At 56.9% G+C, this 13,801-nt stretch carries 12 protein-coding genes and 1 tRNA gene; 11 read left to right on the top strand and 2 right to left on the bottom strand.

Features of this window, described 5'->3' with window-relative positions:
• The first annotated feature begins 44 nt into the window (after nucleotides 1–44).
• From DX909_RS27935 to DX909_RS27920, 4 genes are all read left to right on the top strand, one after another.
• Nucleotides 45–2,435, top strand: a complete 2,391-nt coding sequence (locus tag DX909_RS27935; protein WP_128548554.1) for a M1 family metallopeptidase — start codon at nucleotides 45–47, stop codon at nucleotides 2,433–2,435.
• 96 nt (nucleotides 2,436–2,531) lie between these two features.
• Nucleotides 2,532–2,605, top strand: a tRNA-Pro gene (locus tag DX909_RS27930).
• A gap of 281 nt (nucleotides 2,606–2,886) precedes the next feature.
• Complete coding sequence (locus DX909_RS27925; RefSeq protein ID WP_229311232.1) at nucleotides 2,887–3,288, top strand: aminotransferase class V-fold PLP-dependent enzyme; 402 nt, start codon at nucleotides 2,887–2,889, stop codon at nucleotides 3,286–3,288.
• A 12-nt stretch (nucleotides 3,289–3,300) separates the two neighbouring features.
• Nucleotides 3,301–4,476: an ATP-binding protein gene (locus tag DX909_RS27920; protein WP_128548552.1), complete on the top strand. Its 1,176-nt coding sequence runs from the start codon at nucleotides 3,301–3,303 to the stop codon at nucleotides 4,474–4,476.
• 47 nt (nucleotides 4,477–4,523) lie between these two features.
• On the opposite strand, the gene DX909_RS27915 is transcribed toward DX909_RS27920, so the two are convergent.
• Nucleotides 4,524–4,793, bottom strand: coding sequence for a hypothetical protein (locus DX909_RS27915; RefSeq protein ID WP_128548551.1), 270 nt, complete (start codon nucleotides 4,791–4,793; stop codon nucleotides 4,524–4,526).
• Nucleotides 4,794–4,833: 40 nt separating this feature from the next.
• Here DX909_RS27915 and DX909_RS27910 point away from each other — a divergent pair, with 40 nt between their 5' ends.
• The 3 genes from DX909_RS27910 to DX909_RS27900 are packed head-to-tail and all read left to right on the top strand — an operon-like array spanning nucleotide 4,834 to nucleotide 10,795.
• On the top strand, nucleotides 4,834–6,699 hold the full coding sequence (locus DX909_RS27910; RefSeq protein ID WP_206513069.1) for a CHAT domain-containing protein: 1,866 nt from the start codon (nucleotides 4,834–4,836) through the stop codon (nucleotides 6,697–6,699).
• Between the two features lie 20 nt (nucleotides 6,700–6,719).
• Nucleotides 6,720–8,507 (top strand): ATP-binding protein, encoded by a 1,788-nt coding sequence (locus DX909_RS27905; RefSeq protein WP_128548549.1) that lies wholly within the window; start codon nucleotides 6,720–6,722, stop codon nucleotides 8,505–8,507.
• Complete coding sequence (locus DX909_RS27900; RefSeq protein ID WP_128548548.1) at nucleotides 8,504–10,795, top strand: WD40 repeat domain-containing protein; 2,292 nt, start codon at nucleotides 8,504–8,506, stop codon at nucleotides 10,793–10,795. The genes DX909_RS27905 and DX909_RS27900 overlap by 4 nt, the downstream gene beginning before the upstream one ends.
• Here the strand turns inward: DX909_RS27900 and DX909_RS27895 are convergent.
• Nucleotides 10,757–11,122: a HEPN domain-containing protein gene (locus tag DX909_RS27895; RefSeq protein WP_164851437.1), complete on the bottom strand. Its 366-nt coding sequence runs from the start codon at nucleotides 11,120–11,122 to the stop codon at nucleotides 10,757–10,759. The genes DX909_RS27900 and DX909_RS27895 overlap by 39 nt on opposite strands.
• On the opposite strand from DX909_RS27895, the gene DX909_RS29815 reads away from it, so the two are divergent.
• The 4 genes from DX909_RS29815 to DX909_RS27880 all read left to right on the top strand — a co-directional run.
• Entirely contained in the window at nucleotides 11,121–11,291 is a 171-nt protein-coding gene (locus DX909_RS29815; protein ID WP_206513068.1) for a hypothetical protein, read from the top strand. The genes DX909_RS27895 and DX909_RS29815 overlap by 2 nt on opposite strands.
• A gap of 310 nt (nucleotides 11,292–11,601) precedes the next feature.
• Nucleotides 11,602–11,994: a helix-turn-helix domain-containing protein gene (locus tag DX909_RS27890; RefSeq protein WP_128548546.1), complete on the top strand. Its 393-nt coding sequence runs from the start codon at nucleotides 11,602–11,604 to the stop codon at nucleotides 11,992–11,994.
• A 470-nt stretch (nucleotides 11,995–12,464) separates the two neighbouring features.
• Entirely contained in the window at nucleotides 12,465–13,025 is a 561-nt protein-coding gene (locus DX909_RS27885; protein WP_128548545.1) for a hypothetical protein, read from the top strand.
• A 22-nt stretch (nucleotides 13,026–13,047) separates the two neighbouring features.
• The coding region (locus DX909_RS27880) for an O-acetylhomoserine aminocarboxypropyltransferase/cysteine synthase family protein (protein ID WP_128548544.1) at nucleotides 13,048–13,801 on the top strand (754 nt) is incomplete at its 3' end.

Raw genomic sequence — 13,801 nt, 5'->3', positions numbered from 1 at the left:
AACTTTATTCATAATTTGCTTATTGAGCCTTTGATACCCAACTTATGAGATTCGCTTCTTTAACCTTAATGGCCGGTCTGGTCGCTTTGACCATGGCCGCCAAGGCCCAAACCCCTTCATCGACCTATAAGGCGAACGACCGTTTCGAACAGATGGGGCCGGCGCTGCCGACGCCCAACACCTTCCGCACCGCATCGGGTTCACCGGGCCGGGATTATTTCCAGAACCGGGCGGATTATGACATTAAGGTCGAACTGGACGACGCCAACCAGAAGATTATCGGGTCCGAAATCGTCACCTATTACAACAACTCCCCCGACGAACTGCGGTACATCTGGCTTCAGCTGGATCAGAACCTGTTTGAAAAAGGATCGATCGGCGGCATCACCGGGACGGGCGGCATCAGCCAGAACGGCATGTCGGCCGGGGCGCTGGGCGGCCTCACCGCCACCGCCGGACGAGGTCGGGGAAAGCAGGCGGAAAAGGAATTCGGCTACAAGATCACGGCCGTGAAGGACCGGGCCGGCAAACCGCTCAAGTATACGATCAACCAGACCATGATGCGGCTCGAACTGCCCGCCCCGCTCAAACCGGGTCAGAACTTTTCGTTCGGGGTCGACTGGAACTATCTCGTCACGGAATATTACGGCCGGAGCGGCTACGAATATTTCCCGGGCGACGGAAACTACAACTACTTCATCGCCCACTGGTTCCCGCGGCTGGCGGTCTACGACGACGTCAACGGCTGGCAGCACAAACAGTTTCTGGGCCAGGGCGAGTTTACGCTGATCTTCGGCAACTACAAGGTGGCCATCACCGCCCCGAACGACCACGTCGTGGTGGCTTCGGGCGAGTGTCAGAACTATAAGCAGGTGCTGTCGTCGACCCAGTTTCAGCGGCTTCAGAAGGCATCCAGCTCCAAAACGCCGGTGGTGATCGTCACCCAGGCCGAAGCCGAAGCCGCCGAGAAAGGCAAACCGACCGGCAAGAAGACCTGGATTTACAAGGCCGACAACGTCCGCGATTTCGCCTTTGCTTCATCCCGCAAGTTCATCTGGGACGCCATGCAGACCGACGTCTACGGCGACGGCCGCAAAATCTGGAGCATGTCCGTGTATCCCAAGGAGGGCAACCCGCTCTGGGGCCAGTATTCGACCCGGGCCGTAGAGCACACGCTGCGCTCCTACGGGAACCGTACTTTCAAGTACCCGTATCCGGTCGCCATCTCGTGTCACTCGGTGCCGGGGGGCGGCATGGAATACCCGATGATCAGCTTCAACGGCGGGCGCCCCGAGCCGGACGGCACCTACTCGGAAGCTACCAAAGCCGGGATGATCGGGGTCATCATTCACGAAGTGGGGCATAACTTCTTCCCGATGATCGTCAATTCCGACGAACGGCAGTGGACCTGGATGGATGAAGGGCTGAACACTTTCTGCCAGTATCTGGCCGAGAAGGAGTGGGACTACAACTTCCCGACCCGCCGGGGCGAGCCGAACCAGATCGTCGATTACATGAAATCCGATAAGTCGGTGCTGTCGCCGATCATGACGTCTTCCGATAACGTCATCAGCCTGGGACCGAACGCCTACGCCAAACCGGCCACGGCGCTGAATATTCTGCGCGAGACCGTCATGGGCCGCGAACTGTTCGACTATGCCTTCAAGGAATACGCCAACCGCTGGAAGTTCAAAAGCCCGACCCCGGCCGATTTCTTCCGGACGATGGAAGATGCCTCGGGCGTCGATCTGGACTGGTTCTGGAAGGGATGGTTCTACGGCGTCGAGCCGGTGGATCAGGACCTCGTCGAAGTAGACTGGTTTACGCTCAACACCCAGAACCCGGAAGTGGAAAAAGCCCTGTCGCGGGCGGAAGCCGAAGGGAAAGCCCGGACCATGAGCAAGATCCGGGATGCCGCTTCGAAAGACCAGACCGTGGTGGCCCAGGACTCGACCATGCGCGATTTCTACAACAGCTACGACCCGTATGCCGTCACGGACGCCGACCGGAAGAAATACCAGGATTATCTGTCGACGCTGACGGCCGAGGAGCGGAAGCTGCTGGAGTCGAAGAACAATTTCTATACGCTGACCCTGAAAAACAAGGGCGGTCTGCCGATGCCGGTCATCATCCGGATGGAGTTTGAAGACGGTACGGATTCGGTGGCGCGGTTCCCGGCCGAAATCTGGCGTTTCAACGACCAGCAGATTCAGAAGGTGGTGGCCACCAGCAAGCGGGTGAAGCAATGGACCCTCGATCCGTTCCAGGAAATTGCCGACATCGACGCCGAGAACAACTCGTTTCCGCGGGTGTCGAAGCCCACGCGCTTCCAACTGTTCAGGCAGCAGCAGGCCACCCGTCCGCAGAACCCGATGCAGCAGCGGCCCCCGCAGCAGGCCCCGGCCACGCAGGGCGGAGCCCGGAACCGGGAATAATGACGAGGGCAGGAAGGAACCCTGGCGGAGGAATGCGCCTGTTTTTTCCGACAGCCATTGTTCCGGAAACAATATTGGTTATTTTTGCACCCGAATCGGGATGTAGCACAGCCAGGTAGTGTACTTGCATGGGGTGCAAGGGGTCGTGGGTTCGAATCCCGCCATCCCGACTTAATTATCAGGCACTTACGAAGAAATTTGTAAGTGCCTATTTTTTTGGTGTAAATATTTTCTCCTTACCCTCTGAAAATTTGACACCAAACAACCTGGCAAAGAGATTCATACGCTTGCTTACAGTCAAGCCGGAAGGGAAAAGAATGGAGCTATAGACAATTGGTTAGCGAAACGCACGAGATCATTTTTACGTCGGGAGCTACCGAACCGATTAACCTGGCAATTAAAGCCCGGTATTGTGGCGTTGGGAAAAGCCTGCGAACCGGCGCGATACGAAATGCTGGTAGATGGAAAAAGAATTGCTGAACTGCGCTATCTTCTCGAAGCCGCCCTTCTCCAAATCGCCGGTACCCGCGTCAACGGAAACCGCCAACACCGACTCTACAATACCACCAACATCCTATTCGAACACTGCGACTCCGACGCCATAATTATGGGGCTGGAAGGCATTGCCGTATCGAACGGTTCGGCCTGCACGGCGGCTTCCATTGACCCGTCGCGCGTCCTGCTGGCAATGGGCCTCACGGAAACGGAAGCCTTTTCCTGCCTGCGGTTCAGCCTGGGGCGGTTTACGACCGACGCCGACGTGGACGTTACTGTAAATGCAGTAAAGCAAGTTGTGGCAGGATTAAGGACATTGGTAGGGTGGAAGTCCTGCAAATTTAAAATTTTACTTTAAATTTGCAGGGTTATGATTGCCAGATCTATTACAGCGGAATTTATTGACCTGATTCATGATAGACCCGCTGTGGCCCTTGTCGGACCTCGACAGGTAGGAAAAACAACGTTGGCAAAAACGCTGACTACGCAGCCTGATCGAAACACGGTCTATCTGGATTTAGAGTCGCTGGAAGACCTGAATCGGCTCCAAGATCCGGAAATGTATCTCTCAGCCCATCAGGACGAATTAGTCATCATCGACGAAGTTCAGCGAATGCCGCAGCTTTTTCCCGTCTTTCGGTCCCTGATTGACCGTCATCGGGTGGCGGGGCGGTTTGTTTTACTGGGCTCGGCATCTCCCCGGTTGCTTCAGCAAAGCTCCGAGTCACTGGCTGGGCGTATTGCCTATCTGGAGCTTCAACCCCTTACCTGGCCGGAAGTCCAAAGTCAGTTGCCTTATCAGCAACACTGGCTGCGTGGCGGCTACCCGGACATGGTATTGGCTCCCAGTGACCGGTCGGCCAACCGGCGCATGAACGATTTTATTCAGACCTACGTAGAACGAGACTTGCCGGGACTGGGCCTGGGCGCGTCGCCTGTCCGGATTCGAACGTTGTTATCGATGCTGGTCAGCGTCCACGCCAATCAGTTGAATAACTCCGAACTGGCCCGGTCGTTGGGACAGAGCGTACCGACGATTCAGCATTATCTTGAGTTTCTGGAACAGGCTTTTCTTATAAGGCGCCTGCCTCCCTATTTCATCAATATCAACAAGAGGTTAGTAAAGTCGCCCAAATTGTATATTCGGGACAGTGGAATGTTTCATGCCTTAGCTGCGATTCAAACCACGGAAGCCCTCAGCGGGAGCCTGTATGTGGGTAGCTCCTGGGAGGGCTACGTGATTCAGCAGGTCATTGCCAACCTGGCGTATGATACACAGCCCTATTATTACCGCACCGCTGAAGGTTCGGAGTTGGACCTGGTTCTGGTACGTGGGGGCCAACCCGTCGTGGGTCTCGAAATCAAATACACCAATGCGCCCACGCTGAGCCGGGGAAATTACATAGCCAGCCGCGATCTGGGCGGCATTCCACTCCTCGTTGTGACGCCTTCGGCTCAGGATTTCCGGCCTGACGCGCAGGTACAGGTGTGTAGTCTGGCAACGCTCTGGCACCATCTGAGTCCGTATGGGGTAGTGGGTATTTGACCTTTCGCAAAGGCATCGGAAAGAGGTGGGGCCTGCGGTTTATTGAATTACTCTTTGGGGTATTGTTGGTAGAAGTCCGCAAACTCGTCTTCAAGGTGCATTTGTTCGCGAGTATTCAACTTACTCATCTGGTGGCGGATGCTCTCAACGTCGTGGAGTTGACTTCGTTTTAAGCGGTTTTTGCTTTTTAGGATATTCGGGCGCAAGAAGGCTTTTTTCCGCATATCCTTTCCGTTCATCGGCAGGACCTCGTTTCTATAAGTCTCACACCGTTTGAATACGGCGGAGTCCTCCGGAGAGGCATCGAATGCTTCCACCGTCTGCCGTACCTTGATTTAATCAGGGCAATAGATTAATATGCAGAAGGTTGTCATAGACCAGGCCGTTCTGATGCATACCTTACTCTTTTGCTTTGCCAACAACCGGGACCAACCACTGGATTTTCTGAAGGAAGAGGACGAAGGCATCGACCGGCTACTCGATGCCCGCAGCAGTCGGCTCCACTTCCTGAAGGTGCGCGACTCTTTTGCGACGACCAGGTCGCTTGCCGAGAAAATACTTACCTATCAGGAAACCCTGACGATCTTTCACTACAGCGGGCACGCCGGTCAAACTCTTCTGCAACTGGAAGATGCCACTGCCCGCGGAGCCGGAATTGCGCAATTGCTGGGTCGATGCCCCAATCTCCGTTTAGTGTTCCTGAACGGCTGCTCTACCCTTCAGCATATTCGGCTTCTGGCGGAGCAGAACATCGATGCGGCCGTTATCGCCACTTCGGCCCCGGTAAACGACCAGGTTGCTTCGTTCTTCTCACTGGCGTTTTACCGGGCACTGGTTCAGCAGTATTCCTTGCAGGAGGCCATCGAGCAGGCCCGGCTTCAGCTACAGGTCCGGGAGAATATCCATCTTTCCGACTTTAGCCGGGGCGCTTTGGAAACGCAGGAGGAGCTGACCCGTAATCACTGGTACTTTCATTGCCCGGACCCTCAGGTCGGGCAATGGGAACTGCCGAGCCATCCCGAACAGGCGGCCGGGTATGTACCCAACAAACTGCTGCGGCAGGTTCTTTTCGATACGCTCCGCAAAGCGGATCCTGCCCTGACCAGCCAGTACCTCGCCCGGAAGGAGCTGCCGCCGGAAGCGCTTAAAAACTGGGTGAATGAAGAGTTGCTGCTTCGGTTTCCCTATCCGCTCGCCGAACCGCTGCGCCGGCTGCTTTGCCCGGTCATTACCCCCGACGGAAGGCTCTTGCCGGTAGCGGCCTCCCTGGAACGCCTTCAGCAATACCTGGCCCTGGTCGAAAGCCATCTGGACCTGACCATGAGCACGCTGCTGGCCCAGATACGTAATCTCCTGCTGGGCGGAAAGAGGCCGCCCGAAAGAACGGATTCCGGCTTCCTGCGTGACCTGTTGACCGAAGGCTGGGCTATGCTGCCCCCGGAACGGGTAGCGGATCTGTCCGGCTCGTTACTCCACATGCTGGCGGAACGTGACGAACCGCCTTTCATCGAAGAAATAAGCGACCTGATCGCTGATCTGAAGGCCTCGCCTTCCTTGATGGAAGCCCTCGGCTTCTTTGAGGAGCTCCGTCGGCGGCTGGCTGCTCCGGGCGGGCCCGCAAATGTTCCCGGACTATGCCGGATCGGGGAGGATCATCTGACTGAACTATTCAAACGGCTGGGCTTCTGGGCCGGTTACCGACTGGAATCCTACAAGAATATTCGGGTGATCCGCTTCTATGACCGGACTCCCCAATACCGACACGAGAAAGTAGTATTGCGAAGCCAGAGTTACCGGCTTAATGAAGAACAGTATTTCCGGGAGGTCGTCCAATCCGACCTGTGGGAATGTCAGTCGGTGCTGCTGGTCAGAAACCGTCGACGGGCGGGAGCGGATGGAGCCACGGACGAGCCGGAGGAGAACCGGTTTCTGAACCTCTCGCCATTTATTATCGATCGAAATGTCTATAAAAAGAGTGATAACTCCGTCTTCGATCTGTTCAGCTTTCGGGAATGCCGCCCGGACCGGATGCTGTTCAGCCATATTGCCCGCCCCCATGATCCGCCATTGAGCATTTCCATGAAGAAAGAAGATGCCTTTCAGCGCGAAGACTACAGTCTCCTTCGGGAGCAGATGGAGGTCATCGGTGCGTTGGCAGGGCTGGATTTACCTGTTCACCACCCCTCCGACGAAGCCCCGGAAATCGACCTGAGCCTGCTGTAACCCACGCCCTTCCCTCCGCCATGACCTTAGCCGAACCTGTCCGCAGCCCGTTCAAATTTCTTGACGCCTACACCGCCGGGGATACCGACCGGTTTTTTGGGCGACAGAACGAACAGAAACGACTGGTCGAGCTGGTTTACAGCTCGCGGTTGATTCTGATTTACGGGTCTTCCGGGGCCGGCAAAAGCAGTCTGGTGCAGTGCGGACTCGCCAAAGCAATTTCGCTTTCCGACTATTTCCCGGTCATCATCCGACGCCGGGACCACTTTCCGGACTCGCTGGATCAGGCCCTGTCCGGTATTCTGGGACCGGATGGCTCCGCCTTGCCGGGTGAACGGATCAGGCAACTGGCCCAGTACGTCCTTCGAAACGTTTACCTGATTTTCGACCAGTTCGAGGAGATCTTTATCAGCGGCAGCCAGGAGGAACAACGGCAGTTCTTCACCTTGCTGAAAGCGATTTATGAATCCGGGGCGCCCTGCAAGCTGTTCATCGTGATGCGGGAGGAATACATCGCTCATCTGTATCCGTTCGAAGAAGATTTTCCGGGCCTTTTCGACTTCCGGCTCCGGGTAGAACCCATGAGTGAGCGAAATCTGGAAGAAGTGATCGTCGGGACGCTGCAACACACCGACGGCGTTTATCTGGAGGAGTCGGAAGCAAGCCGCCTGATCCTTCGGAATACCTTTTCGGGCAAAGGAACCTTTCAGCTTCCCTATCTTCAGGTCTACCTCGACCGGCTCTGGCGAACGGCCCTCCAGAAGAACCGGGATTCCGGCTTCCGAAAGACCGGGATCGACTCGACGCTGGTGGAGGAAGTCGGGCCGATCGAGGATGTGCTCGAACTGTTCCTGAATGAACAGAGGGCCGTCGTTGCGGCAGATCTGCCCGCGTCGCAGCAGCCTGCGGTTGGGAGAGTGCTTGAAGCGTTTGTCACGTATGAAGGCACCCGAAGGGAACAAAGCCCGGCAAGCCTGGCCCGCGAAACCGGTCTGGAGCCGTCGCTGGTGATCGATCTGCTGGCCCGTCTGGAGAACGCCCGCATTCTGCGGTCGGAGGACGGCCGCTATGAACTGCCGCACGACAGCCTGGCGCAGGTGATCGACCAGAGCCGCTCGGCCGAGCAACGGCAAATCAACGCGATCATCCGTCGCCTGAAAGAAGCCTTCCGGGAATACCAGGAAAAGCACCGGGCCGACGATCTGCTGTTGTCCGAACGCCGGCTGACCGAAGTGCAGTTGCACGAAGACACTATAAAAACCGAACTGGACCGCACCCTGCCGGACAGCGCCGAAATCTGGAGTTTCGTCGAAACCAGCCGCCGGCAGGTGGCCCGGCTTCAGGCCGAGACGGAAGCCGCCCGGCGCGCCGTCGAACAGGCGAAGCTGGAGGAACAGAAGGCGAAAAACCGGCGGCTCCGGTGGACGGTGGCCGGCGCCCTTCTGCTTTCTCTGCTGGCCGTTGCCTCCATGATTTACGCGCTACGGCAGGAAAAACAGGCGCAGCGGAACGAACAGGCGGCTTTGAAAGGGAGTCAGGCGCTTCAGGCCGCCCTGAATATGGTTACCCTTCAGAAAGCATCGGACCTTTACCACAAAGGCCGGGGCTTTTTCGAGACGGAAGAATACCGCCTGGCCCTCGGTGCCTTTGTTCAGGCCGACTCGGTGCTGCGCCACCAGTTGCAGGAACCGGTCGCGTTTCCGGAAAAAGAAGCCGGGACGGCCTCGCAGACGCTTCAGCAACTGCGAAAGAATCTGCCGGTTGAGATGCAGACGTGCCAAGCTAAACTTCAGGCCGAATCCCGATGAAACCCGTTCTTTTCCTTCTTTTTCTGATGGTCACTCTCGGGTCTCACGCCCAGCCCTGCCCGGAGTATGCCCGGCTGATGCGGGAAGGCAACGCCCTGCAGCAGGCCGGAGACTTTCGCCGGGCCCTGAACAAGTACAACGCGGCCAAGCTATGCGCGCCGGAAAAAGCGCTCGTCGTCGACCAGCAGATCAGGGCGCTGTTCCGGTCCGTCGATGACCAGCGCCGGAGGGCTCAGGTGGCTGAACGGGCGGCCCGGGAGCAGACGAAAGCCGCCACCCGGGCCAACCGGGAAGCCAAAGCCTTATACTGGGCAGCCGAGAGTGATAAACAGCCGTCGGCCGTCGCGTTGCGGATGCTCGAACGGGCAGCTGATATCCTTCCCGATGCCCTGCCCGTTAAAGAACGAATTGCCCGGCGTTTCAACGAGGGGCATGAAGAACTGTTCACCCAGACCGAAATCAAACTGACGGATTCGGTCCGGACGGCCAAATTTTCTCAGGACGGCCGGACCATTCTCACTACGACGGCTTCGCATGCTGTGGAACTGTGGGATCTGAAAGGAAAGCGACTGGCCGCCCTGCCCCCGGAGAAGCTACTGCTGGACGCGCTGTTTTCACCCGACAGTAGCCGCTTCCTGACCTATACCGGGCAGGCCGCTTCGGTCTGGGATCTGGCCGGGCGGTTGGTGGCCCGCTTCCCCTCGCCCAAACCCATTCGCTCGGTTCAGTTTTCTGCGGACGGCACCCGACTGTTAATCGTTACGGATTATACGGCCACTTTAAGAGGAGTGAAATCCGATTCCCTCCGGGGTGATACGCCCGGAGACGAATGGCCAATCGTCGCTGAATTCAGATTGAGGAATGATGCTGTTGACTTTACTTTTGATACGTTTGGCAGGGCAGCAAGCCTTATTTCTTCATCTCTTCTTATAACCATAGATTATAAACAAAGCGAATCCACGTATGTCGGGGCCGTCTTTCCGGCCGGAGATGCCAGGGTCCTTGCCGTATTGAGTGAAGCGAAGGTGCAGCTGTACACGTTTGAGGGAACACCCCTGGACTCCCTGCCGGTTCAGAAACATACGGTTCGCTTTATCCGGCTTTCTCCGGACGGCAACGGGGTTGTTTTCATTGTGAATAAAGGACTGAGTTCCTGGAACAGAAAAGACTCGGCCAGGGGCTTTGCATTACTTTCAAAAGGAGACCTCTATTCTACCCGGTTTTCCTTGAATAACCGGCTACTGGTAATCTTCAAGGATATGGTGAGAGTCTGGAGTCCGAAGGGCGATCTCCTGAATACGTTTGACAACGACCCTTCTTCGCCAAAACGCAATTCATACCTTTCGGCAGACCTTTCACCGGATGGTCGATATGCCCTGCTGAGTCGTGCTGACAATTCGCCTGAACTATGGGCCGTCGACGGAAAGAAGATCGCGGATCTGGAGCATTCCGGTATGGTCCGCTCCGCGGAATTTTCACCCAACGGGCGCTGGATTCTGACGGTTTCCATGGACAGAATGGTGAAAGTCTGGGACCTGCGGGGCCGGCTTCTTCTTACCCTCAAACATCAAACTCCCCTCCGAATGGCCCTGTTTTCCCCGCAGTGCGATCATATCCTTTCCCTTTCATCCCCTCACACTGTAACCCTCTGGAGCCTTCGGAAACAGCCTTTTTTAAGAGTACAGTACGAAGACGTGCCGAAGTCGAATCTGCGTCTAAATTTGCCCGATAGCCAAAGCCCTCTTTTGGTAAAAGAGGCACTCTTCCCGGATGAGACAATCGAAATCATCGACAGCGATACGGAGCTTTTTATCGGCAGTTCGACTTCATCCCCATCCAACGGGGAAAGACTGGTAGTCAGCCCGATGGGAAATACCGTTCATCTCCTGGATAGGCAGGGGAAACTACTGGCCCGCCTGGACCACATCGACGGCGGTGAGAATGAGGCTTCCATCCTGTCCTCCTCACTGGACCAGGTTTCGTTTATGGTACAGTATTTTACCAAAGGCACCTTCTCCCCGAACGGCAAATACATCCTGACCTTTTCGTCGGACGCCAAAACGAAGCTGTGGTCCCGAAACGGGCAACTGCTTGCCACGCTTCCCCATGCCTTGCCGGTCATGAAGGCGGTCATTTCACCGGACGGGCACCGCATCGTCACCACCACCCGGGATGGGAAAGCGCACCTCTGGTATACCCCGGAAGGAGCCCTTCACTGGCTTAAAGCCCATCCCGACCGGGTACCGCCCTTACCGCAGCACATCCGGCAGACCTACGGCATCGATTGACACAGCGATATTACGCCCGTCAGGTTTGGCGCGTCCGGCTTCATCGACAACCACCGCCGACAGACCGGCCACCCGGTCAAACAGCGTCCTGACCTGGCCCGGATCGGGAGCGAAACCGTCCAGATACCGGGCGTTCCGATAAGCCTGCTGAAGCAGGTCGAGCAGGGCCTGCTCTTCGGGCGTTTCATCCGGGAACAGAGAGTGAAAAGCGGGCGTAAACCGGCGGGTATCGCGCAGCAGTTTCCGGAGATGGTGGGTGTACTGTTTAAAACCGAGTCTTTCCGTCAGAAAAGCGTTCAGCGCAAATTCGGCGGTCTGGTGGAGCATGAAAATCGCCAGCCCGGTTTGCCCCGCATCCTCGAAAAACCGGCTGCCGTGTGGTGCAGAGGTGCCGGAAAAACGGAGAGTGGGGCAGTCCATCCCGCACCATCGCCAGCGGGTAGGCGCTCACGGCAACTCCCTCCAGCCCCTGCGCCCGGCATCGTCTCCGGATTAAATCCTCGTAGTCGTGCAGCGGGCGGTGCTGGGGTCGGCGCAGCAGCACAACCAAATCATGGCAAACCCCCGGAATCGGGGAATCAAGCCGGTAGATCATTGCGGTCGGGGCCGAGCGGGTAATGATCGCCAGGGCGGTTTCAAGGTCTTGCATGGCAGAAAAGCGATAAAATCCGGTTCCCAATCTGGCGTACGGCGGCCCGGTAGAAAAAACCGCGCAGCGATAAATTACCGCCCCGGAAGTATTTTACCGGATGGTTGCATGAATTGATCTTTTTTTAGCTTTGTAGGCCAAACAAACCACCCCAGCCATGCCGAAAACGATTCATCAGGGCCGCAATGTGAAACGCTTCCGGGAGATGCTCGGCATCAAGCAGGAAGCCCTGGCCTTCGAGCTGGGCGACGACTGGAACCAGCGCAAAATCTCGGTGCTCGAACAGAAGGAAGAAATCGAACCGGAACTGCTGGACCAGCTCGCCCGGGTGCTGAAAGTGCCGGCCGAAGCCATCAAAAACTTCGATGAAGAAACGGCCATCTTCAATATCCAGCATAATTACGAGGGAGCAACCGTTAACTCCAGTTCAGTAAACGCCATGCACTGCACCTTCAACGCCCTCGACAAAGTCATCGAACTCTACGAACGGCTTCTCCAGGCGGAGAAGGAGAAAGCCGAGTTGTTGCAGAAGCTTCTTAGCGAGAAATAACCGGCGCGAAGCCGGTCGAGATTTGCCGTCGCAATCTCCCTGCGTCGGGGTGACCACCCCCGGCCGGAGCGCCGGTCCGATCCCTCCTTAGTAAGGAAAGAGAGTTTCTTGTCATCCCGAGGAACGAGGGATCTGGTGCCTGGGTACTCCAGGGAATGAGAAATTCAGCCACAGAATCCCTCCTGCGTCGGCATGACAAGGCAGTCCACCCCCCAGCCGGACCACCCCCAGCCCCCTCCTTAGCAAGGAGGGGGTGGCTTCGCAGAGCCTGAACATGGCAGCGCACTCCTCCTCCTTAGCAAGGAGGGGGCGGGGGGGTGGTCAATAAAATCACGGAATTCCGTGACTCTAAAATCAGGGTTTCCGGTGATTTTCCGCAAGCGGGAATGTATGAATTTTGCCAAGCTTTTACTATGACGTTAAAAGCCTGAGACACACTCAGTTTATTCATCCATTCCTCTTTTCACACCATGAAAACCAATGAAAGCATGCCGTTCTCCGGAACGGATCACCGTCTGACCGATGCCTCGGTCGTGGCCTTCAAGGCCTCCAACATTACGTTCACCGTCGTGGGCCTGCTGCTGGCCTTTATCTTCCGGTTCGAAGCCCGGGCGCAGAAGTACCCGAAGATCGACGCCCTGTTCACCGGCCCGTACGTTCATCTCGCGAGCCACCGCAATCCCGATGCGAATCCGGAAGTGCGCCGGCCCAACCTGCTGGTCAACCGGCCCGAGCTGCGCGTTCACCAGTTTCCCAACAGCAACCCGCTGCTCTTCAAGCTGCTGATCGAAAACCACACCCAGCGCAACCTCGTGCTGACCCTGAAAAACGCCAATCATGACGAAATCTATCAGGATTTCATCGGCCGGCGTCAGTCCTGGAGCTGGTGGCGGTTCAACCTGGAGCAGCTGAGTGTCGGGAAGTACACCCTGCATATCCAGTGGGGCGGTCAGAAAGCCGTCTACGAATTTGCCATCGAAGCCAACCGGCCCGTCCTGACTCCGGAGCGGACCCTGGTTTTTACGAACTGATACACTTAAACCATTCAGCACAATGACGACGGATCAAATGCGCTTCGAAACCCTGCAGCTTCATGCCGGCCAGGAAGCCGACCCCACCACCAAGGCGCGGGCCGTACCCATCTACCAGACCACGTCCTATGTGTTCGACAGTTCGGCCCACAGCGCCGAACTGTTCGCTCTCCGGGCTTTTGGTAACATCTATAGCCGCATCATGAACCCCACCACCGACGTCTTCGAGAAACGCATGGCAGCTCTCGAAGGGGGGGTGGCGGCCCTGGCCGTGGGTTCGGGACAGGCGTCCCAGTTCATCGCCCTCAACAACATCCTCGAAGCGGGCGACAACTTCGTCTCGACCTCGTTCCTCTACGGCGGCACCTACAATCAGTTCAAGGTGTCGTTCAAACGGCTGGGCGTCGACGTGCGCTTCGCCGAAGGCGACAAACCGGAAGCCTTCGAAAAACACATCGACGCCCGCACAAAGGCCATTTTTCTGGAAACCATCGGTAACCCCGGCTTCAATATCCCGGATTTCGACGCCTTTGCGGCCCTGGCTCAACGTTATGATCTTCCCCTGATCGTGGACAACACCTTCGGGGCGGCCGGATACCTGTTCCGGCCCATCGAACATGGGGCCGCCGTGGTGGTCGAGTCGGCCACCAAATGGATCGGCGGACACGGCACCAGCATCGGGGGCGTCATCGTCGACAGCGGGAAATACAACTGGGGCAACGGCAAGTTCCCGCAGTTCACCGAACCTTCGGAAGGCTACCACGGCATGGTCTTCA

The organism is Larkinella soli (genome assembly GCF_003703975.1).
In the GTDB taxonomy this organism is placed as follows: domain Bacteria; phylum Bacteroidota; class Bacteroidia; order Cytophagales; family Spirosomataceae; genus Larkinella; species Larkinella soli.
Note: the sequence above shows the minus strand (reverse complement) of the source record. Positions and strands in the feature narration are given on the sequence as shown.